Below are 22,860 nucleotides of genomic sequence, written 5' to 3' on the forward strand. Positions count from 1 at the left end.
CTTCTATTACTGCTAAATATGAAGAAATCATCGTATATTCATTTATTTGATGCGCTAATTTCCACTTATCAGGACCTAAAATAAAGACCGGCAAATCTGGTCTGCGTTGAATCTGTTGCCCATTAATAATTCTGAGCTTTTAAGTGATTAGCTCTGCTGCTAGGCCCACTTTTCATATCTGCACTGCTACGACCATACAGCCTATTACCATCTATCCTAGATTCAAATGAATTGCTCTACCATTTAGCTTCATTTACTAAGTCAAAAGTGTCCATATACACAGTAAGACCTCAAATCATCGCCCTGAAGCTTGCGAATTTAGTTCCACAATTAGGATTAGCCCTCTTATCGCCAAAAACATCAACCGTAGCTTCAATATTGTATTTAGCAAATAAGTCTAAAATTTTTTGGCAATTTTATTTTTTAGCTATATCTACTTGACATATACATTTCCCTCAGATATAATACGCTTACTCAAAATTAAGGAATGCCATTATGATAAAACAATTTGCTGATAAAGAAACTGAAAAAATATATAAAGGTAACTTTTCTAAAAAGCTACCTCAAAATATTCAGCATATTGCTTTAAGAAAGTTAATCATGATTGACAATGCTGAGAATATAAATGACTTACGGGTACCACCCGCCAATCATCTAGAACAATTAAGTGGTAATCGTACCGGCCAGTACAGCATTCGAATCAATGACCAATATCGCATTTGTTTTACGTTTGTCAGTCCTAATCAAGTTTATGATGTCGAAATTGTGGATTACCATTAAGGAGGTAATTACCATGAACAAAATTCCATTACCAACTATTGGTGAAATTTTACGCGAAGAGTTTTTAGAACCTCTCAACCTTTCTGCCTATGCTGTAGCCAAAGGTATTGATGTGCCTACTTCAAGAATTCAAGATTTACTTCATGATCGCCGTAAGATTACAGTCGATACATCTGTCCGACTTGGTCGCTTTTTTGGTTTGTCAGATCGTTACTTTCTCAATTTGCAAAATGATATCGATATTCGTAAAGCTGAAGAAACCTATAATTACGATAAAATCAAAAAATATCAATTAGCTTAATAATTAAAAAGATGTTTCCCTTACTATTAGTGAAGCGTCTTTTTATTGCTGTTATTTTTAGACAACAAAAAAGACACCGAACGTATCGGTGCCCCAACTTCATTCATTCTAATGCTGACTAAAGGGTTCGAACCTTCGACCTCCTCATTACTAGTGAGGTGCTCTGCCAACTGAGCTAAGTCAGCAACTTTGTGTGTTGCCTTAACACAATTAATAATTTAACCATAAAAGATAAGTTTATGCAAGCTTTTATTTAAAAATTTTTTCTGCTTTTTACTCAAATTTATATTAGAATGGAAATTGTATTGATTTACTATAAATATAAAGGGAGTATCAAAATGACAATTTTAGCTATTGCCAGTATTACCACTCAAGTTGAATGGTTGATTAGAATCATCGTTGCAGCACTTTGTGGTGCCGTAATTGGTTATGAACGCGCTATCCAGCGTAAAAGCGCTGGTGTGAGAACTCACATTGTTGTCGCTGTTGCATCTGCTTTATTTATGATTGTCTCTAAATATGGTTTTTACGACTTGTTGACAACAAATGAAATTGCTTTAGACCCTTCAAGAATTGCAGCTCAAATTGTTACAGGTATTTCCTTCATCGGTGCCGGAACCATTTTAGTTCGCCGTGAACAAATTTCTGGTTTAACAACTGCTGCTGGTGTTTGGGCTACTTCTGCTATCGGTATGGCAGTTGGGTCCGGTTTATACACCATTGGCGTCTTAGCAACAATTTTTATTTTCTTTATTCAAATGCTATTCCATGATGATTCAATTATTTCACGAGTTATTATTCATGTTCGTTTTAATGTTCAAATTGTTTGCGTCAATACACCAAACATTCTTAACGAAATTAAGACTGAACTTGAAAATAATCATGTTGAATCAATTGCCATTAAGATTTTAGATGTCGATGATGACCAAATCGTTTTTAACGCAGATGGAATTATTAATAACAAGATTGATGAAAATAATATCATCATGCATTTACGCAAATATCCAGATATTAAACGAATTATTTATACCCGTGGTGGTAAATAAGATTAAGGAAGAGTCAAGTTTTGGCTCTTTTTTTATTTTCTAAAAATAAAGTATTACAATATAGCTATTATATTTTGAGAGGATGGATGAGATGGCAGGTCCACTAGACTATTTACGTTGGCGTGGTGATTTATCATTCAAGCAAAGACAATATAACAGTGTAGATGGTGCTATTTTAGCCTCTATTGCTTATTTACCTTTTGATGAGTCAATTGTAGGTCATAGCCTAAAAGAAGCATGTGAGCGAATTCTGGCACTTTACAGTGGTTCTTTAGATTTACACCGAAAAACGGAAACGCGACTTTTAGTCAAAAGTCCTCGTTTTGCTGATTTAAAAATCTTAGATTGGACATCTCGCTTAGAGGCTAATCCTACGCCTTTGCAGTTTGCGGCGCTAACCCTGCAATTAGATGAAAATACTATTTTAATTTCCTTCCGAGGAACTGATAGTTCTGTCGTTGGCTGGAATGAGGACATGATTATGAACTACAGTTATCAAATTTATGGCCAAACTGTAGCTCGTGACTATCTTGAAGCAATGGCAGATAAGTTTAAAGATTGTAAAATTTATATTACCGGCCATTCAAAGGGTGGACATTATGCAATCCATTCCCTAGCAGATGCCCGCTATGATATTCAAGATCGTGTGCTCAATTCTCTAAGTTTTGATGGTCCAGGTTATCGATCAGTATTTACAGAAAGTGCCGGCTTTAAACGCGCTATAGATAAAATGCGTACTTATGTACCTGAGGGTTCTGTTTTTGGAATTATGCTTGATCATCCAGAAAGAACTTTAGTAGTAAAGAGTGTCTATCCAATGATGCACCAACACACTCCACTTAATTGGAGTGTTGGTCGCGATAGTTTTGTATTAGCAGAAGGATTAACAACTTCTGCTCGTATAATTCGACACGCCTTAATTCAGTTTAACCAATCTATTCCATCAGAAAAACGTGGGCAATTATGGTCAGCAATTTTTCTAGCTTTTGAAAATATGGATATTACGGATATGAATGTATTTACTGAGCACCGTATTCGCGGTACTTGGACATTAGGAAAAGTAGTAATGGGCATGGATCCTGAAGTACGCCAAGTTGCAACTGAAATGATTAAACTAATTTATCAAAGTGCTAAAAATAATTATTTGCCATTTTCGGAAGTAGATTTCAGTACTGTCCCGAAGAGTAATGACTCAAGTAAAGCTCCTATCTTCTTTGAGAGCTATAATTTTAAGGATTAAAAAAGGATGTTTCTCGTGAAACATCCTTTTTATTTTTACTCATCATGAGCATAATCCAAATTTGAAAATCGGTTATATGGTTTAGAAAACATTAACTTAACTGTCCCACGACTACCTGAACGGTTCTTTTCGATGATAACTTCAACTTCTCCGTTATCATCATCCCCTTGCTGGTTATTATCTTCGCCACCATCTTCATCTCGATAATAGTCATCTCGATATAAGAAAGCAACAATATCCGCATCCTGTTCAATTGACCCTGATTCACGAATATCTGATAATACAGGTCGTTTATCCTGACGCTGTTCAACCGAACGTGACAGCTGTGACAAAGCAATTACTGGAACGTGTAATTCCTTGGCTAATTTTTTCAATTGTCGTGAAATCGCAGAAACTTCTTGCTGACGTGATTCACTCTTTGGTCCTTCAATTAGCTGTAAATAGTCAATTACTATTAAACCTAAATTACCATCTTCTTTAGCTAATTTTCTGGCTTTAGCACGAATTTCACTCATCTTGATACCAGGAGTATCATCGATAAAAATCGAAGCTGTAGCTAGCGCTCCTGCTGCAACAACTAATTTATTCCATTCTTCATTATTTAGTTGCCCCGTTCTAAGGTGCATAGAATCAATTAAGCCTTCTGACGCAAGCATTCTTTGGACGAGCTGCTCCCCACTCATTTCTAGGGAAAAAACAGCTACTGTCTTATGGTCATGCAAGCCTGCATATTGAGCAACATTCATGGCAAATGAAGTCTTACCTACACCAGGTCGAGCTGCTAAAATTATCAACTCATCTTCATGCAGACCCGTTGTCATTTTATCTAAATTAACAAACCCTGTAGACAGTCCTGTTACATCTGTATCAGCTGCTGTTGCGGCATTAATTTCATCAAGCGCTTTTTGTACAACTTCTTTAATATTTCTAAAGCCAGCTGAATTAGTATCAGATGATACGTCCATGATTTGCTTTTCAGCATCATCCAAAATATTAGCAACATCATCGCTGCCTTCCATAGCGTTTTGAATGATTTTTTGACTAGCAGCAATTAGGCGACGTAATTGCGATTTACGATGAACGATTTGGGCATAATAGGTAACATGGGCGCTAGTAGGTGTCGCTACAGCTACATCACTTATATAAGCAATACCACCTATATCTTCTAATTGCTTTCGCTTAGCTAATTCATCACGAATAGTTAAAGGATCAATAGCTTCGTCACGATCCGCCAAGTCTTTCATAGCAGCAAATAAGATTCGATTAGCCCGCTCATAGAAATCATCTACAGTAACTATCGCTTCTGCATCAGCAATTGCCTCAGGATCAATAAAAATCGCCCCAAGAACGGCTTTTTCCGCCTCTGAGTCATGAGGAATTTGTGGTGAAACTACATTATCCATTTCTTATGTACTACCTTATTCTTCAGTAATATGTACTCTAATTGTTGATTCAACACCCTTAAACAACTTAACTCTTACATTAGTATAGCCAAGAGCTTTAACTGGTTCAGGTAATTCAAGCTTACGCTTATCAATCTTGATGCTAAACTGCTTTTCAAGACCTTCAACAATCTTCTTACCACTAAGTGAGCCGAACAAACGACCATCTGAACCAGCTTTAGACTTGAATTGGACAACAGTATTGTCATTTTCAAGTTGTTTTTTAATTTCAATTGCTTCAGCCTTTTCAGCTTCATAGGCTGCTTTTTCGTTAGCTTCAACTCTCTTCAAGGTATTAAGATTACCTTTGTTAGCTTCTTTGGCTAAGCCTCTTTTAATTAAGTAATTTTGTGCATAGCCATCTGGCACATTTTTAACTTCTCCACGCTTGCCACGACCACGAACATCTTGTACAAAAATAACTTTCATAAGAAACCTCCTAAAATAATTATTCGTTTTCTTCTAGATAATCTTCAATTGCTTTTTCTAGTTTTTCTTTTGCCTCATCAATCGTAATATCCTTCAATTGGGTTGCTGCATTAGATAAGTGACCTCCACCACCCAATTTTTCCATAATTACCTGGACATTGATATCTCCCATTGATCTAGCTGAAATACCAATTGTATCTTTTTTGCGCCTAGTAACTGCAAAGCTAGCATCAACGTGTTCTAGTGATAATGCCATATCAGCTGCCTGAGCTGTCACAATTGGGTCTATTATCTTATCGTTGGGTCCCAAAAGTAAGGCTATATCATCTTTATACATCTTTAAACTAGCTACTAACTTAGCCTTTTGAGTGAAACTCTCTATATCTTCTTTTAACAAATCAGATACAATTGCTGAATCTGCCCCAATTGACCGCAAATAACTTGCAGCATCAAAGGTTCTAGTACCAGTTCTAAGAGAAAATTCTTTAGAGTCAACAGTAATTCCAGCTAACATTGCTGTAGCTTCCAAATCAGTCAATAACTGCTCACCACGTTGTGGTTGATATTCAATCATCTCAGTAACTAATTCACATGTAGAAGATGCATATGGCTCAATGTAAATAAGCATTGGATTTTCAGGGAACTCTTCTCCCCGGCGGTGGTGATCTATAATTACTAATCGATTCTTTAATTTTTCATATAACTTAGGATCATAAGTAATTGAATATTTAGAGTGATCAGCCATTACCAATAATGATTGATCAGTTGCTTGGGCTAAGGCATCCTCCGGACTAATAAATAAGTCTAAATCCTTGTCTTTTTCTAATCTCGCTACCAGGCGTCCCACATCATAATTAGTATGATTAGTATCTAAAACAACATGAGCCTTTACTCCGTGTGCACGAGCAATTTTAACAATCCCAATACCACCACCAATTGCATCCATATCTGGGCGCTGGTGTCCTACTACAAATATTTGATCTGCATCTTTAAAAATCTCTTGCAAGGCCTGGGAAACCATTCTCGCACGAACCCGCGTCCGTTTCTCCATTGGATTAGATTTTCCTCCAAAGAAACGCGCTTCCTTACCTGGTTCACGTAAGACAACTTGATCTCCGCCTCGTCCTAATGCAAGGTCCAAATTGGATTGAGCTTGATCCGCCACTTCATTTAATGAGTCACTACCATAAGCCAAACCAACTGAAAGCGTTAATGGCGTGTTATTACGACTAGTTTCTAGTCGCACTTTATCGAGTACAGAAAACTTATCACCTTCTAATTTTTTCAAATCTTGCATATGTGCAAGCAACAAGAAGTGATCCTCGTCTATTCTCTTTAAATATGAATGGAACTTAACAGCATATTCACTCAATGTATTTTGAACATATGAACTCATTAAAGCTAGTTCTTGGTCATGCATCCCCTGACTTAATTCATCGTAATTATCAATGAATATTAAACCAATTGCCAATCTTTCAGCTTCATATTTTTCTTCAATTTGAGCATAACGGGTAATATCTAATAAATAAATAACCCCCAAATTATCTTGAACAATTATTTCAAATTGACGATTACCCCATTTTACAAGCTGATTTTGAGATGTCTTCTTACTAGACAAAATTGTTTCAAAAATTTTTCCCAATTCTGGGTCAACTGATGAAATAGAACGTCCTAAAATATCTTCATCGTCTAAATACATTTGTAAATATGGGTTTACCCATTGAATATGATGATCAGAGTCATAAAGTAAAATACCCAATGGCATCTTAATCATGGCTTCTTGTTCACTACGCTTAATGCGATATGATAAATTAGCTGCAAAATTATTTGCATTACCGGCTAATATATATGCTCCATAGACTGTAAAAGCTACAATTAAAACGAAAATTAATACCATAGCTAACCCAAAAAAGGGGCTAATCATAACTCCGACTACAGCACTAAAGAGTGATAAAAAGATAACGATTAGAACTGAAGAACTTAATCGTGAGTCTTTTATAAACTCCGGTAATTCTAGTTTTCTAAAAAAGTCTTTCATGAAGATCCTCTCTAGCTTGAAAATAAACTACATCAAATTTATTATACCGTATCTTTAATTTTAGACCACGTATCAATGCATAAAAAAATCGCAGTTAGCAATAAAAGCTAACTGCGATAGTTAATATCTGTTTTAGTCTTCTGCTACGAATGGCAATAAGCCCATGATACGAGCTCTCTTAATCGCAATAGTCAACTTACGTTGGTTCTTTGCGCTAGTGCCAGTGACACGACGTGGTAAGATTTTACCTCTTTCAGAGATAAAACGTTTCAACAGATCAACATCTTTGTAATCGACGTAGTCGATGTGGTTTGCGGCAATGAAGTCTACCTTACGGTGACGACGGCCGCCTCTTCTTTGTTGAGGCATGTCTCTAGATCCTTTCTATTAATTTAGAATGGAAGATCATCATCCGAAATATCAATTGTTGAACCTGAATCAGCAAATGGATCCTGTGGTGCAGCATTATTGGTATTTGGAGCACTATTATTTGGTTGGAAATTAGTATTTTGATTACTATTTCCAGCGTATGAACTTCCGTTATTTTGTGGCGCATAGCCACTATTTTGGGAACGAGCTTCACGATCTTTACGTGATTCAAGTAGTGAGAAATTATCAACAATAACTTCAGTCACATAAACTCTTTGCCCATCCTTATTATCGTAGCTTCTGGTTTGGATGCGGCCATCAATACCAACTAATGAACCTTTATTAGTAAAGTTACAGAAATTTTCTGCAGCCTTTCTCCAGATTACACAGTTAATAAAATCAGCTCCGCGTTCACCTTGTGCATTAGCATATTGACGATCAACAGCTAATGTAAAGGTAGCAACGCTAATCCCACTACCAGTAGTGCGTAAATCAGGATCACGTGTTAAACGGCCAACAAGTACAACTCTATTAATCATACCTATTTCCTCCTCTTCCTAATTCACGAAAATAAACTACTTATCTAATTTAACGGTCATTGAACGTAAAACTTGGTTGTCGATTCTTGAAAGACGACCAAATTCATCGACTGCTTTTGCATCTTCTGCAGTGAAAGTCATAATGTGGTAAGTACCTTCACGATACTTGTTAATTTCGTATGCAAAACGACGCTTGCCCCAGTCTTTTGATTCAACCATTGTAGCACCGTTATCAGCGATAATCTTATCGTATTTATCAACAACGGCTTTCTTTGCTTCATCGTCAATATCAGGCTTGATGATGTAAGTTACTTCATACTTGGTTGTCATTGACTATTGCACCTCCTTCTGGACTAAATGGTTCTTACTAAAGTTTAAGAACAAGGAGTAATCAAAAAAATATTACTCACAGTTCACAATTCTAGCACAGAACAAAAAAATTACCAAACTTTTTATACGTGATCCTGATAGTTTTTTCCTATCACTAATTAGATACACCAAAAAGTTGATAATTTTTGCTTTTTATTCAAGATTTTTATTCTTCTGATTTAGAATTTTCGTCTCTTTTTTCACTATCATCATCGTCATTAGGAACTGCAGTCAAACTAGCAACACTATCACCTTCACCTAACTTGATTAGACGAACCCCCATAGTTGCTCTACCAGTTTGTGAGACATCTTCAGTCTTAAATCTAATCATAATACCGTCAGTGGTAATTAACATAATGTCAGTTGTACCATCAACGACAGTCATACCAGCAAGTCGGCCATTCTTCTTACCAACTTTGGTAGTTAAAATACCCTTACCGCCACGGCCTTTAATTGGATATTCACTGACAGCAGTGCGCTTACCATAACCATTTTCAGAAATCACTAAAACTTCAGCACCTGGCTTAAGCACTTCACTACCAATGACGTAGTCGTTTTCGCGTAAGTTAATTCCGCGAACACCAGCAGCTGAACGTCCCATTACACGAACGTCACTTTCTTTGAAGCTAGCTGCATAACCAAGGTGCGTGCCGATAATAATGTTTTGCTTACCATCAGTGGTCAAAACATTACTCAATTCATCCCCATCACGTAAAGTTAAGGCAATCAACCCAGAATTACGGATATTACTGAATTCTTCGACACTAGTCCGCTTAACAACACCCATCTTGGTGATAAAGAACAAGTTACCTTCTTCATGACCTTCAGGCACGTTAATCATCGCTTGAATCTTTTCACCTTTATCTAATTGCAACAAGTTAATGATTGGTAAGCCCTTGGCAATTCGGCTATATTCAGGGATTTCGTAAGCTTTCTTTGAGTAAACCTTACCTTTGTTAGTGAAGAAGAGTAAGTAGTCGTGGGTACTTGAGTAAGTTAAACGTTCAATAAAGTCGTCATCTTGCACACCCATACCTTTAATTCCACGACCACCACGGTTTTGAGTTCTAAATTCACTAACTGGCATCCGTTTAATGTAGCCATTATGAGTTAATGTCAAAAGGACATTTTGCTTTTCAATTAAATCTTCATCTTCAATTGAAACAACTTCACTTGCTGTGATTTCAGTTCTTCTGTCATCACCAAAACGTTTTTGAATGTCTAATAACTCAGTGTAAATGATATGGTCAATTCGTTCAGGCTTAGCCAAAATATCCTTGTAGTCAGCAATTTTAACTAACAAGTCTTGATATTCTTGTTCAACCTTGTCGCGTTCCAAACCAGTTAACCGAACAAGTCTCATGTCCAAAATAGCTTGAGCTTGCTTGTCATCTAATTCAAAACGTGAAATCAAAGTGGCCTTGGCAATATCACTAGATTGAGAATTACGGATGATATTAACTATTTCATCAATATGATCAAGCGCAATTCTTAAACCTTCTAAGATGTGTGCTCGAGCTTCAGCCTTGTCTAATTCAAACTTAGTTCTGCGTCTAACCACATCTTCTTGGTGATCCAAGTAGTATTGGAGCATTTGCTTCAAAGTTAAGAAGTGAGGTGCACCATTAACAATCGCAACCATGTTCATCCCGAAGTTAGTTTGCATTTGGGTTTCTTTGAATAAATTATTCAAAACCACACTTGCACTAGCATCACGGCGAATATCAATGGTAATCCGCATCCCATGACGGTCTGATTCATCACGAACCCCGGTAATCCCATCAATTACCTTATCACGAGCTAATTCAGCGATTTTTTGTACTAACATTGCCTTGTTAACCATGAATGGAATTTCAGTAACGATAATTCGTTCACGGCCACTCTTTTCTTCTTCGATGTTAGTTTTAGCCCGGACAACAACGTTACCTTTACCACTTTCATAAGCATGTAAGATTCCGCTGCGACCCATAATTACCCCACCAGTTGGGAAATCAGGACCAGGAATCACTTTCATCAAATCCATGGTAGTTGCATCAGGATTTTTCATCAAAAGGTGAAGTCCTGAAATAACTTCAGATAAGTTGTGAGGTGGAATATTAGTTGTCATCCCAACGGCGATACCACTAGCACCGTTAACTAATAAACTAGGAATTCTAGCCGGCAAAACTAATGGTTCATTTTCAGTATCATCATAGTTTCTTTGCCAATCAATAGTGTTTTTATTGATGTCACGAAGCATTTCAAGCGCAATCTTGCTCATTCTAGCTTCAGTATAACGCATAGCAGCTGGGCGGTCCCCATCGACTGAACCAAAGTTACCGTGACCATCAATTAACATATAGCGGTAACTGAAGTCTTGCGCCATGTGTGCCATCGCTTCATAAATTGAAGAGTCACCGTGTGGGTGGAACTTACCCATAACTTCCCCAACAATTCTGGCACTCTTTTTGTAAGGTTTATCAGGGGTAACACCTAATTCATTCATTCCATAAAGAATTCTTCTTTGAACTGGCTTCATCCCATCACGAACATCTGGCAATGCCCGCGCAACAATAACACTCATTGCGTAGTCAAGGAAAGAGCTACGCATGGTGTGAGTTAAATCGACATTTCTAATTCTGCGATCTTGGCCTTGATTATCCATCTAGCTCCTCCTTATGCATCCAAGTTTTCAACGTATTTAGCATTCTTAGTAATAAAGTCACGCCGTGGGCCAACTTCATTCCCCATAAGCATTTCAAAGACAGCATCAGCATCTTCGGCATATTTAGGGTCAACCCGGTCAAGACGACGGTTTTCAGGGTCCATAGTTGTTTCCCAAAGCTGATCAGCTGACATTTCACCCAACCCTTTGTAACGTTGAACAGTTGGCTTAGGGCTTGGTTGAAGTGAGCCTAAATAATCATGCAATTCTTCATCACTATCAAGGTACTTAATAATTTTACCTTGCTTTACTTGGTAAAGAGGTGGACGAGCAATATAAACATAACCGGCCTTAATCATTGGCTTCATGTAGCGATAGAACAAGGTTAAAAGTAAGGTTCTAATGTGGGCACCATCGACATCGGCATCAGTCATGATGATTAACTTATGATAACGCGCTTTTTTAACATCGAAGTCAGCACCAAAACCAGTTCCTAATGCAGTAAACAAGGTTCTAATTTCTTGGTTAGCCAAAATCCGGTCCATTGAGGCCTTTTCAACATTCAAAATTTTACCTCTAATTGGCAAAATTGCTTGCGTTAATCTTGAACGACCTTGCTTAGCAGAACCGCCGGCTGAGTCCCCTTCGACGATAAATAATTCAGAAATTTCTGGATCATTACTGGTGTTATCAGCTAATTTTCCTGGTAAGTTGGCAATTTCTAAGCCTGACTTCTTACGGGTAACTTCACGTGCACGTTTAGCAGCAATTCTAGCTTTTTCAGCTAATTGTCCCTTTTCAACAATCTTGCGGCCAACACTAGGATTTTCTAATAAGAACTTGCTAAAGGCTTCTGAAAAAGCCTTATCAACAGCAGCTCTAGCATCAGAGTTACCTAACTTAGTCTTAGTCTGTCCTTCAAATTGAGGGTTAGGGTGCTTGATTGAGATAACTGCAGTCATCCCTTCACGAATGTCTTCGCCGGACAAGTTAGTGTCGCTATCTTTGAAGATTTTTGCCTTACGAGCATAGTCATTAATTACCCGCGTTAAAGCTGTCTTAAAGCCAGCCTCGTGCATCCCACCTTCATAGGTGTGAATGTTGTTGGCAAAAGTCATCATCGTAGTCTTATAGCCTGTTGTATATTGCAAAGCTACTTCAACGTTAATGCCATCATAGTCACCTTCAACATAAACTGGTGTGTCAAAGAGCTTTTCTTCTTTTTCATCCAAAAAGGCAACGTATTCCTTAATCCCACCTTCATAGTGGTAAACATCAGTTTCAGCTGAATTCTTACGCTTATCAGTGAAAGTTAATTTAAGGCCCTTATTCAAGAAAGCAAGCTCTTGAATCCGTTTTTTCAAGATTTTATCGTCAAAAACAATGGTTTCAGTGAAGATATCTGGGTCGGGGTAGAAGTGCACAATCGTACCATGTTGACTTGGATCAACTGTGCCGATTTCTTTTAACTCATGCTTAACACGACCATGGTCGAAGTCAATAAAGTACTTCTTACCGTCACGCATAACAGTTACTTCAACCTTAGTAGACAAGGCGTTAACAACTGAGGCACCTACCCCGTGCAAACCACCAGATACCTTGTATCCGCCACCGCCGAATTTACCACCGGCGTGCAAAACGGTATAAACAGTTTCTACCGCTGGTCGGCCTGTCTTCTTTTGGATGTCAACTGGGATACCACGACCATCGTCTTGAACAGTTACACTGCCATCTTCCTCAACAGTAACTTCAATTTTAGTCGCAAACCCGGCTAAACATTCATCAATCCCGTTATCAATGATTTCCCAAACTAAGTGGTGTAATCCTTGGGAACTAGTTGAACCGATATACATTCCAGGTCTTTTTCTAACTGCTTCTAGCCCACCAAGAACTTGGATTTGACTGGCATTATACTTATCTGCTTCTTTTTCGTATTCTTTGACATCTTTCATCTTGTCATCCGCCATTATTAATCGTCTCCTTCACTGATAACTCCGGCTTTTAATCTAAAAATCTTGGGTTTTTTAACTATTTCCCAGGAAATACCTTCTAAATCTGTAGTGGTAATAAAAGTTTGGGTCTTTCCATGAATGTAATTTAATAAAGCTGATTGTCTAGTATGATCAAGCTCACTCATCACATCATCTAAAAGTAATGCAGGATATTCTCCTGTAATTTGGTGAATCAACTGAATTTCAGCCAATTTTAAGCTTAGTGCGATTGTTCTTTGTTGCCCTTGTGAGGCATATAAATGAGCATCTTTTTTATCTAATAAAAATTTCAAATCATCACGATGTGGTCCTGATAAAGTAGTACCCGTTCTAATTTCGCCAGCTTCATTTTTCTTAAAACAAGCTAAAACTTCATGATAAATACTTTCACTTGTTATTTGTTCCGAGGTCAAAGGTACTGATGGATTATATACTACTTCTAACTGCTCTTTTTCATTACTAATAGCTGCATAAGCTTTTTTTGCATACTCACTTAAGTAAGTTAAATATTTCAATCGCCTAGATATTATTTCCGCAGCAAGACCCGCTAATTGATCTGATAAAACTTCTAAGAAAACTTTATCTTTACTTTTTCCGTTTGCTAACTGCTTTAAATAATTATTCTTTTGTTGCAAAACTTGGCGATATTGACTCGAAAAATATAAATACTCTGGATTTATTTGACCAAATTCCAAATCCATAAACCTTCTTCTCAAGCTTGGAGCTCCTTTTACTAAAGCCAAATCTTCTGGTGAAAACAAAATTGCAGTAAGCTGTCCCACGTAGCGTGACAACTTACTTTGTTCAATCCTATTTATCCAAGCTTTTTTTCCTTTAGCATTGATTCGCACTTGTAAATCAGTTTCTACCTGGCTTTTTACTACATGTCCAGATAAAATCGCAGCTTTTTGACCAAAACGAATTAATTCCTTATCGCTATTAGTTCTATGTGATCTAGTTAACGCTAAAAAATAAACAGCTTCTAATAAATTAGTTTTTCCTTGCGCATTTTGACCAATAAATATATTTACATTTGGAGAAAATCCAGTTTCGAGTTCTTCAAAATTACGCCAATTTTGTAATTTGAGTTGTTTTAAATACATCTCTATTCAAACTTATAAATCTGACCTTGTACTTCTACTTCATCACCAACATGAAGCTTTTTACCACGACGATTTTCTTTTTGACCATTCAATATCACAGGGGTTTCTGCTAAAAAACATTTTGCTTGGCCACCAGAGCCAACATAGGTTTCTTCTTTTAGGAATTGTCCTAAAGTAATAAATTCACCTTTTATTTTAAAAACTTTTATTTTACTCACCTCAAACCTTATTATTACTTATATATTATAAGCTTTTCACGATACAAAAACAAACCTCTTAGCCTATATAAGCCGTTTTGAGCTTGTTTTTTTTACAATGTGTAGACCTATTAAAATAACTAAATTTCTTCAGATACTCTTATAAAGCCCATTTAAAACGAAATAAACAAAAAAAGAGCACCTAAAGTACTCTTTTTCTGTTCTACTTTTTAATATGTTCTTACTGGCGTAATCAATTGAATAAAATCTACATCTTCTTTTCCAGGCACTACAGTAAATGGACGAAGCGCTTCAGTAAAGTTCATGATTACAGTATCTGTAATCGAAGCACGTAAAGCAGCTTGCAAATAGTCTGGGTTGAAAGAAATTTCCAAATTTTGACCTGTTAATTGCTTAGCCAACGGCTTTTCTTCAACTGTACCAATTTCTGGAGAATCCCCTTCTAATTGAGCTACTCCATTTTGAGTATCTAGAGTCAACTTAACAACATTATTTCTACCAGCATGTGTTAATAAGCTCACGCGATCAAGAGCTTGCGATAAACTAGCACGATCAAATTCAGCTGTTGTTGTACTATTAGTTGGCAACAAGCGGTCTGTATCAGGGTAAGTTCCTTCAAGTAAGCGTGAGTAAAAAGAGATGTTTCCAATTACGAATAATACTTGATTATCTCCTGGATTTACAGTTACCTTAGGGTCTTGATCTCCGATAATTCTTGATAATTCAACCAAACTTTTACCAGGAATAATCAAATCAGTTTCTACTTGAGGTCCATTTTCTAAATCAATTACTCTTTGAGATAAGCGATGTGAGTCTGTTGCAACAGCTTTAATTTTTGCTTGATTAAAGACAAAATGCACCCCTGTCAAAATAGGACGACTTTCTTGAGTTGATACAGCAAAATTGGTTTCATTAATAATTTCTCTAAATGTTTTACCAGAAATTTCAAAGGCCGTTTCAGAAGCAATTTCTGGCAGACGAGGATAATTATTTGCATCTAATCCGTTAATAGTAAATTCACTATTTTCAGATGAAATTTGTGTTTGTAATCCTTCTTTTACTTCGAAATTAAAATCTTTACCAGGTAATTTTTTGATGATTTCATTAAAAAAGCGTGCTGGTAAAACGATGGACCCAGTAGATTCAACTTTTAAATCCTCACTTACAGGTATTTTAATCTCAATGGAAATATCTGTGTCACTACCAGTTAAAATAAGATCTTCATTTGATAAATCAACTTTAATACCACTTAAAATGGGGATAGTTGCACGTGAAGAGATTGCTCGCATAACATTATTTAAATTATCGAGAAATAAGTTTCGATTAATCGTAAATTTCATAATAGCCTCCCAGGAGTTCTTTATATTAATAATTATATTTATAAATAGTAGTTGTAGTAGGGCCTGTTAATTCTGTTGAAAACTAGCTTCAACCCTTAAAATAACGGAATTGATGCGGTGAAAAGACTGTGGATATTTTTAGTAGTTATCCACAATTTATCATCATTACCGATCTAATAATTGTTTCAATTCATAGACTGCTGATTTTATTTCTGCATCAGTTCGAATATCTTTTTCAATTTTTTCGTAGGCATGCATAACCGTGGTATGATCCTTGCCACCAAATTCTTGCCCTATTTTTGGTAAGCTTGCATCTGTCAAATTCCGTGACAAATACATAGCTATTTGCCGAGGAACGACAATTTGGCGAACACGCTTTTTGCCTTTTAATTCGTTAACAGTTGTTTGGAAATAGTTGGCTACTACTTCCTGAATTTTAGATATTTGTAATCCTCGACTCTTTTGGACTAATTTTAAATCAGTCAATGCATCTCGTGCTAAATTTACATTAATATCAGCTTTTTCGATTGTGGCATGAGCTTGAACTTTGACTAACGCCCCTTCAAGTTCTCGAATATTAGTTGATACTTGTGAAGCAATATAGTCGAGAGTGGCATCGTCAATTACTAAGCCTTCAGATTCAGCTTTCTTTCTTAAGATAGCTATTCGAGTTTCTAAATCTGGCGGTGTAATCTCAACTTGTAGGCCCCAAGCAAAACGTGAAACTAACCGTTCAGATAAATCTGGAATTTCGGTTGGTAAACGATCAGAAGTCATAACAATCTGTTTTTGATCATTATAAAGAGTTTCAAAAGTATGGAAGAATTCCTCCTGAATCCCTTCTTTTTTAGCAAAAAACTGAATATCGTCAACTAGCAATAAATCAGCAGTTCTATATTTTTCACGAAATTCATCTTGAGTTTTATTCTTTATGGAATTAATGAAATCATTAACAAAAGTTTCACTTTGAATATAGACTACTTTAGCATTTGGACGCTCGCCCAGCATTTGATGACCAATAGCTTGCATTAGGTGAGTTTTACCTAAACCTACGCCACCAAAAATAAAGAGTGGGTTATAAAAGCTACCAGGATTATCAGCTACAGCAAGGGCCGCGCCTTCAGCAAGTTTGTTCCCCTCTCCTTGAACGAAAGTATCAAAAGTATATTTTTCATTCAATTGTAGATTTTTAGTAACAAAATCATCCTTTATAGGACTATCACTGCGTTCAGGTACTTTTTTTGGTGGTTGCGGAGCTCTGAATCGTTCAGTAGGCTCATCACCGTCAACTTCAAAAATAGGTAAAACTTCAAAATTTCCGTAAGCATAAGCTGTTTGGATTAACTTCGTAGAAAGGTTAGCTTCCCAATAACCTTTTGCAATAGGATTTTTAACAGCAATGACGAGTTCATTAGTTTCCTTATTGTAAGAAACAGGCTTTGTATTTTTGAACCAGGCATTATAAGCGACTTCGTTATATTCTTGTCGCATTTGCTTGTTAAAGTAATCCCAAAATTTCTGTAAATCGAACACAAAAAATTCCTCACTTTAATTGTAAAAACATAGTATATTGTAGCATTGCTTAAAGAAGTTTTCCACAAGTGAATAAAAGAAATCAAGAATTCACAGGCTGTGGATAATGAAAAGCGAAGTAATACACATTTTTGCAAAAATAAGCATAATTTTAAAATTATCAACAGGCACACCTGTGAATAAAAAATCTTTGTGTAACTTGAAGTTATTCCGAATTTAAAAAACGTTATTCACATGCTGTGGAATTATTTTTTAACAGCTTGTTATTTGTGGAAAACTCTGAGAAGAAGAATGTTAATATAAAAAATTAAACGAAAAATTTATAAAAATTTTCCACATCAAGAAATCCTAAAGCTAAAAAAATAGCCCATTTTAGAAAAATAACTTGGTTTTTCGCGTCAAACATGCTATCCTTAATAATAAATTGTGCTGTTAGCATTATAAAAATGGAGGTGCTAGACTAATGACAACTAAGAGAACTTACCAACCTAAGAAACGTCACCGTCAACGTGTACATGGTTTCATGAAACGGATGAGCACATCAAACGGCCGTAAGGTTTTAGCAAGACGCCGTGCAAAAGGTAGAAAAGTCTTATCTGCTTAAACCACTGAATTTTCCAGTGGTTTTTTTAATGTTTGGATGGAATGTGAAGCACTTTGAAAAAGTCTTATCGAGTAAAATCTGAAAAAGATTTTCAAACTGTTTTTAATAAGGGCGATTCAGTTGCTAATCGCGCCTTTGTTGTCTATAAGTTAATTCGTCCAGAAAATAAGCATTTTCGGGTTGGAATTTCTGTAGGCAAGAAAGTAGGACATACGGCAGTAGTTAGAAATCGACTAAAACGTTACATCCGTGCTACACTTACTGAGGTGAAGGATGAAGTTGATGCAAGAGCTGATTTCTTAGTAATTACTCGTCCTTATGCTCGTGAGTTTACAATGGCTGAGGTTAAGAAGAATTTATTACATGCAATGACTTTGGCTAAGTTGATTGATCAAGATTCTGAAGAAGATGAAGGAATATAGGATGAAAGACATTTTAACGAAGAAAAATGTCAAGCGATTCATAGCCTTTTTAGCAGTAGTAGCTATTGCAGTAGTGCTGACGGGCTGTGCTAATAGTACCGGTCATGTATCACATACAAGTGGTAGTTGGTGGGATCGCTACGTCATTTTCTACTTTTCACAATTTTTGCTTTGGCTAGCTGATTTGCTAGGGAAGAATTATGGCTGGACAATTATTGTCTTTACTATATTAGTTAGATTATTACTCTTTCCACTTAATGCAATTTCAATTAAAAGTACAACGAAGCAACAACAGTTGCAACCAGAAATTGATAAATTGCGTGCTAAGTATCCAGGCAATGATGCTGAAAGTAGACAATTATTAAATGCCGAAACGCAAAAGCTTTATAAAGAAGCAGGTATTAACCCGTATTTAGGTTGTTTCCCTATGCTTTTGCAACTACCATTCATGTTTGCTTTGTACCAAGCAATTTATTCAACTAAGCAATTGCAAGATGGTACATTTCTTTGGATGAACTTAAGCAAGGCTGATCCATATTACGTAATGCCGATCTTAGCAGCAGTCTTTACATTTATGTCTTCGTATGTGGCACAAATGTCAGCTCCTGAATCATCTAGTCAAAGTATGACTAAGGCGATGATGTGGATTACACCGTTGATTGTTGCTGTGCCTGCTATTAGTTTCCCAACTGCTATTACTCTTTATTGGGTAGTTTCAAGTATTTTCTCAGTAATACAAACATTTATTTTGCAAAATCCATTTAAGTATGCACGAGAACAAGAAGCTAAAAAGCAAGCTGAAAAAGAACGTCAACGTAAGATCAGACGAGCTTATAAAAAAATAAATCGAAAAAAATAATCTAATTTTGATTAGATAAAGTAGTGAAAGTGCTTTATCCATCACGTTGTGGTGGAAATTGCGCTTTTTTTAATACAAAAAAGGAAGATAATGATGCCGACATTAACTGAGTTTGATACGATTGCTGCAATCTCAACGCCAATTGGTGAAGGTGGAATTTCAATTGTTAGATTATCAGGCGAAGATGCAGTAAAGATTGCTAATAAATTATTTAAAGGAAAAAATTTAAGTAAAGTTGCCAGTCATACTATTAACTACGGCCATATTGTTGATCCTGAAACTAGCGAAGTAGTTGATGAAGTGATGGTGTCAGTTTTACTGGCACCGAAGACCTTTACTAAAGAAGATATGGTCGAAATCAACTGCCATGGTGGAATTGTGGTAACTAATAAAATCTTGCAACTACTATTAAAGCATGGGGCTAGGATGGCCGAAGCAGGAGAATTTACCAAACGCGCTTTTGTTAATGGGAGAATCGATTTAACCCAGGCTGAAAGTGTGATGGATATTGTCCGCGCTAAAACTGATAAGGCTCGACAAGTGGCCATGAACCAGCTTGAAGGTGGCTTATTGGTTAAGATTCGCACAATGCGGCAAGAAATTTTGGATACTTTAGCTAATATTGAAGTAAATATTGATTATCCCGAATATGATGCCGATCAAGTTACAGCTAAGCAAATGCAAGAAACTTCAAAAAGCGTCATTGAAAAGATTAATCGCCTGCTAAAAACGGCTAGTGAAGGTAAGATTATGCGTAGTGGTCTGGCAACGGCAATCGTTGGACGGCCAAATGTTGGTAAGAGTTCACTACTTAACTACTTAACTCAAGATGATAAGGCCATCGTCACTGACGTTGCAGGAACAACTCGTGATACGCTAGAAGAATACGTTTCAATTAAAGGTGTTCCATTAAAGTTAGTCGATACTGCTGGAATTCACCATACTGAAGATAAAGTTGAAAAAATTGGAGTTGAACGCTCTAAAAAGGCAATTGAACAAGCTGATTTAGTTTTACTTTTGCTTAACGCTAGTGAAGACTTAACTCCTGAAGATGAAAAGTTAATCGACTATACCAAAGATAAAAAACGGATTGTAGTTTTAAATAAGTCTGACTTAGGGATGAAACTAAATAAAGAGGACCTAGCTAAAAAAACAAATGCTGAAATTGTTGTAACTTCAATTCTGAAAGAAGAGAACTTGGATGACTTAGAAGAAGCCATTAGCAAGCTCTTCTTTAGCGGGATTCATAATTCTAATAATGATGTTTTAGTTACTAATCAGCGCCAAGCCGGCTTATTAGAAAAAGCTAAGACGCAGTTAACTGACGTTATTGATGCGGTTGATAATGATGTACCTGTAGATATCGCACAAATTGACTTCACAGGTGCTTGGGATACTTTGGGTGAGATAACCGGAGATAGCGCACCTGATGAATTAATTACGCAATTATTTAGTCAATTCTGTTTAGGTAAGTAGGAGAAGAAAATGCTAAAAACATATAGCTCAAATGAATATGATGTTATTGTTGTCGGTGCCGGCCATGCAGGTTGTGAAGCTGCCCTTGCTAGTGCCCGCATGGGACAAAAGACTTTATTAATTACTATTAGTTTAGACATGGTTGCTTTCATGCCATGTAATCCATCTGTTGGTGGTCCTGCTAAAGGGACGGTTGTTAGAGAAATCGATGCCTTAGGTGGCCAAATGGGTAAAAATATTGATGCCACTTATATTCAAATGCGGATACTGAATACTGGTAAAGGACCTGCAGTGCGTGCTTTGCGTGCTCAAGCAGATAAAGTCCAATACCACGAAACAATGAAGCGAACAATTGAAGATACTCCTAACTTAACCTTGCGCCAAGCAACTGTTGACGAATTAATAGTAGAAGACGGTGTATGTCACGGCGTTATTACTAATACTGGAGCTAAATATTTAGCTAAGAGTGTGGTTTTAACTACTGGTACTTCTGCTCGTGGCCGCATTATTATTGGTGAACTTACTTATTCTTCAGGCCCTAACAACACAATTGCGGCCATTAAACTTTCAGAAAACTTAGAAAAATTAGGCTTCAAATTACGCCGCTTTAAGACTGGTACTCCTCCAAGAGTTAACGGTAATACCATTGACTTTTCAAAGACTGAAGAAGAACCTGGTGATACCGAGCCAAGACACTTTTCATTTGAAACTAAAGATGAAGACTACTTAAAAGATCAGCTTTCTTGCTGGATGACTTATACTAATGAAACTACCCATAAAATTATTCGTGACAACCTTGATCGTGCCCCAATGTATACCGGGGTAATTGAAGGGGTTGGACCAAGATACTGTCCATCAATTGAAACTAAGATTGTCCGTTTTGCCGATAAGCCACGTCACCAAATCTTCTTAGAGCCAGAAGGTAAAAATACTGATGAATATTACGTTGGTGATTTTTCAACTTCAATGCCTGAAGAAGTCCAACAAGATATGGTTCACTCAATTGCTGGTCTTGAAAATGCAGAAATGATGCGTCCAGGCTATGCGATTGAATATGATGTCATTGAACCTTGGCAATTAAAGCATACCCTTGAAACTAAGAATATCAAGAATTTGTTTACTGCTGGTCAGATGAACGGAACTAGTGGTTATGAAGAAGCCGGTGGACAAGGGATTGTTGCTGGAATTAATGCCGCTCTACGGGCTCAAGGTAAGTCAGGCTTTACTTTGGGTAGGGATGAAGCCTACATTGGGGTCTTAATTGATGACTTAGTTACTAAAGGCACAAATGAACCATATCGGTTGTTAACTAGTCGGGCAGAATATCGCTTGCTCTTGCGTAATGACAATGCAGATTTGCGTTTAACTGAATATGGTCATAAACTTGGCCTAATTAGTGATGAGCGTTATCAAGAATTTGAGGATAAAAAGGCAACAATTAAGCAAACTTTAGCAGAGCTTTATGATATTACCATTCATCCAAATGATGAAGTTCAAGCATACTTAAAATCAATTGGTCAATCACCACTAAATGCTGGATTAAAGGCAAGTGCCTTTTTGCGTCGTCCAGGCGTAACAATAGCAGCTATTGAAAAACTATCTGGTGAAAAGCTGAATAGTGATCGTTATGTACGTGAACAAGTTGAAATTGATGTAAAATACGCTGGTTATATTAAGAAGCAAGAATTACAGGTGCAAAAATTACGGCGCTTAGAATCAAAAAAGATTCCAGAAGGAATTGATTATAGTAAGATTGCCGGTTTAGCTACAGAAGCACGACAAAAATTTGAAAAGATTCGACCTGAATCAATTGCTCAAGCAGAAAGAATTTCGGGAGTGAATCCAGCAGATATTGCAATTTTGACTGTTTATATTCAGCAGGGTAAGTATTCTAAGATTGAAAATGAAGACTAAAAAGAGGAGAATTCCTCTTTTTTTGTAAATATTATGAAATGTTTAAATTTAAAAATAACAAATTAGGCGCTTACAATTTAATTTTTTGAAAAAATCTAGCTTAAATTACCCTCTTGCTAAGGCAATCACAAATATAAATCTTATTTTAACAATTAAGTAAGTAATAAATAACACTAGCTTGTGAATTCATTATCTTTAGAAAA

General features: G+C 36.5%; 21 protein-coding genes and 1 tRNA gene. 9 read left to right on the top strand and 13 right to left on the bottom strand.

Annotated features, from left to right (window positions below):
* The first annotated feature begins 495 nt into the window (after positions 1–495).
* A complete protein-coding gene (locus FC45_RS01900) occupies positions 496–780 on the top strand; it encodes a type II toxin-antitoxin system RelE/ParE family toxin (RefSeq protein ID WP_006588315.1) in 285 nt (94 codons plus the stop codon).
* Positions 781–793: 13 nt separating this feature from the next.
* A complete protein-coding gene (locus FC45_RS01905) occupies positions 794–1,081 on the top strand; it encodes a HigA family addiction module antitoxin (protein ID WP_006588316.1) in 288 nt (95 codons plus the stop codon).
* 112 nt (positions 1,082–1,193) lie between these two features.
* Here FC45_RS01905 and FC45_RS01910 read toward each other — a convergent pair.
* Positions 1,194–1,266, bottom strand: a tRNA-Thr gene (locus FC45_RS01910).
* Positions 1,267–1,419: 153 nt separating this feature from the next.
* Here FC45_RS01910 and FC45_RS01915 point away from each other — a divergent pair.
* On the top strand, positions 1,420–2,127 hold the full coding sequence (locus FC45_RS01915) for an MgtC/SapB family protein (protein WP_006585381.1): 708 nt from the start codon (positions 1,420–1,422) through the stop codon (positions 2,125–2,127).
* 91 nt (positions 2,128–2,218) lie between these two features.
* Positions 2,219–3,367 (top strand): Mbeg1-like protein, encoded by a 1,149-nt coding sequence (locus tag FC45_RS01920; RefSeq protein ID WP_006588195.1) that lies wholly within the window; start codon positions 2,219–2,221, stop codon positions 3,365–3,367.
* A 35-nt stretch (positions 3,368–3,402) separates the two neighbouring features.
* Here FC45_RS01920 and dnaB read toward each other — a convergent pair whose 3' ends face one another.
* The 12 genes from dnaB to dnaA form a co-directional block, all read right to left on the bottom strand.
* On the bottom strand, positions 3,403–4,770 hold the full coding sequence (gene dnaB, locus FC45_RS01925; RefSeq protein WP_006585378.1) for a replicative DNA helicase: 1,368 nt from the start codon (positions 4,768–4,770) through the stop codon (positions 3,403–3,405).
* A gap of 15 nt (positions 4,771–4,785) precedes the next feature.
* A complete protein-coding gene (gene rplI, locus FC45_RS01930; protein WP_006588194.1) occupies positions 4,786–5,238 on the bottom strand; it encodes a 50S ribosomal protein L9 in 453 nt (150 codons plus the stop codon).
* A gap of 19 nt (positions 5,239–5,257) precedes the next feature.
* Positions 5,258–7,276, bottom strand: coding sequence for a DHH family phosphoesterase (locus FC45_RS01935; RefSeq protein ID WP_006588193.1), 2,019 nt, complete (start codon positions 7,274–7,276; stop codon positions 5,258–5,260).
* A gap of 132 nt (positions 7,277–7,408) precedes the next feature.
* Positions 7,409–7,645, bottom strand: a complete 237-nt coding sequence (rpsR, locus tag FC45_RS01940; RefSeq protein WP_006585377.1) for a 30S ribosomal protein S18 — start codon at positions 7,643–7,645, stop codon at positions 7,409–7,411.
* 23 nt (positions 7,646–7,668) lie between these two features.
* Entirely contained in the window at positions 7,669–8,184 is a 516-nt protein-coding gene (ssb, locus tag FC45_RS01945; protein WP_006585376.1) for a single-stranded DNA-binding protein, read from the bottom strand.
* A gap of 36 nt (positions 8,185–8,220) precedes the next feature.
* Positions 8,221–8,514 (bottom strand): 30S ribosomal protein S6, encoded by a 294-nt coding sequence (gene rpsF, locus FC45_RS01950; protein WP_006585375.1) that lies wholly within the window; start codon positions 8,512–8,514, stop codon positions 8,221–8,223.
* Between the two features lie 205 nt (positions 8,515–8,719).
* Positions 8,720–11,197, bottom strand: a complete 2,478-nt coding sequence (gene gyrA / locus FC45_RS01955; RefSeq protein WP_006585374.1) for a DNA gyrase subunit A — start codon at positions 11,195–11,197, stop codon at positions 8,720–8,722.
* Between the two features lie 11 nt (positions 11,198–11,208).
* Entirely contained in the window at positions 11,209–13,164 is a 1,956-nt protein-coding gene (gyrB, locus tag FC45_RS01960) for a DNA topoisomerase (ATP-hydrolyzing) subunit B (protein WP_006585373.1), read from the bottom strand.
* 2 nt (positions 13,165–13,166) lie between these two features.
* Complete coding sequence (gene recF / locus FC45_RS01965) at positions 13,167–14,291, bottom strand: DNA replication/repair protein RecF (protein ID WP_006588192.1); 1,125 nt, start codon at positions 14,289–14,291, stop codon at positions 13,167–13,169.
* A gap of 2 nt (positions 14,292–14,293) precedes the next feature.
* Positions 14,294–14,509, bottom strand: coding sequence for a S4 domain-containing protein YaaA (yaaA, locus tag FC45_RS01970; RefSeq protein WP_006585372.1), 216 nt, complete (start codon positions 14,507–14,509; stop codon positions 14,294–14,296).
* A 209-nt stretch (positions 14,510–14,718) separates the two neighbouring features.
* The gene (gene dnaN, locus FC45_RS01975) at positions 14,719–15,849 is read right to left on the bottom strand and encodes a DNA polymerase III subunit beta (RefSeq protein WP_006585371.1); all 1,131 of its coding nucleotides are present in this window, start codon (positions 15,847–15,849) and stop codon (positions 14,719–14,721) included.
* A 165-nt stretch (positions 15,850–16,014) separates the two neighbouring features.
* A complete protein-coding gene (gene dnaA, locus FC45_RS01980) occupies positions 16,015–17,382 on the bottom strand; it encodes a chromosomal replication initiator protein DnaA (RefSeq protein ID WP_006588793.1) in 1,368 nt (455 codons plus the stop codon).
* Between the two features lie 463 nt (positions 17,383–17,845).
* Here dnaA and rpmH point away from each other — a divergent pair, with 463 nt between their 5' ends.
* From rpmH to mnmG, 5 genes are all read left to right on the top strand, one after another.
* Entirely contained in the window at positions 17,846–17,986 is a 141-nt protein-coding gene (gene rpmH, locus FC45_RS01985) for a 50S ribosomal protein L34 (protein ID WP_006585370.1), read from the top strand.
* Between the two features lie 53 nt (positions 17,987–18,039).
* The gene (rnpA, locus tag FC45_RS01990) at positions 18,040–18,408 is read left to right on the top strand and encodes a ribonuclease P protein component (protein WP_006585369.1); all 369 of its coding nucleotides are present in this window, start codon (positions 18,040–18,042) and stop codon (positions 18,406–18,408) included.
* Position 18,409: 1 nt separating this feature from the next.
* Positions 18,410–19,267, top strand: coding sequence for a YidC/Oxa1 family membrane protein insertase (locus FC45_RS01995; protein ID WP_006585368.1), 858 nt, complete (start codon positions 18,410–18,412; stop codon positions 19,265–19,267).
* A 90-nt stretch (positions 19,268–19,357) separates the two neighbouring features.
* Entirely contained in the window at positions 19,358–20,743 is a 1,386-nt protein-coding gene (gene mnmE / locus FC45_RS02000; RefSeq protein WP_034535669.1) for a tRNA uridine-5-carboxymethylaminomethyl(34) synthesis GTPase MnmE, read from the top strand.
* A 9-nt stretch (positions 20,744–20,752) separates the two neighbouring features.
* Positions 20,753–22,657 (top strand): tRNA uridine-5-carboxymethylaminomethyl(34) synthesis enzyme MnmG, encoded by a 1,905-nt coding sequence (gene mnmG / locus FC45_RS02005; RefSeq protein ID WP_006588792.1) that lies wholly within the window; start codon positions 20,753–20,755, stop codon positions 22,655–22,657.
* Positions 22,658–22,860: the final 203 nt, after the last annotated feature.

It is taken from the genome of Lactobacillus jensenii DSM 20557 (assembly GCF_001436455.1).
Lineage (GTDB): Bacteria > Bacillota > Bacilli > Lactobacillales > Lactobacillaceae > Lactobacillus > Lactobacillus jensenii.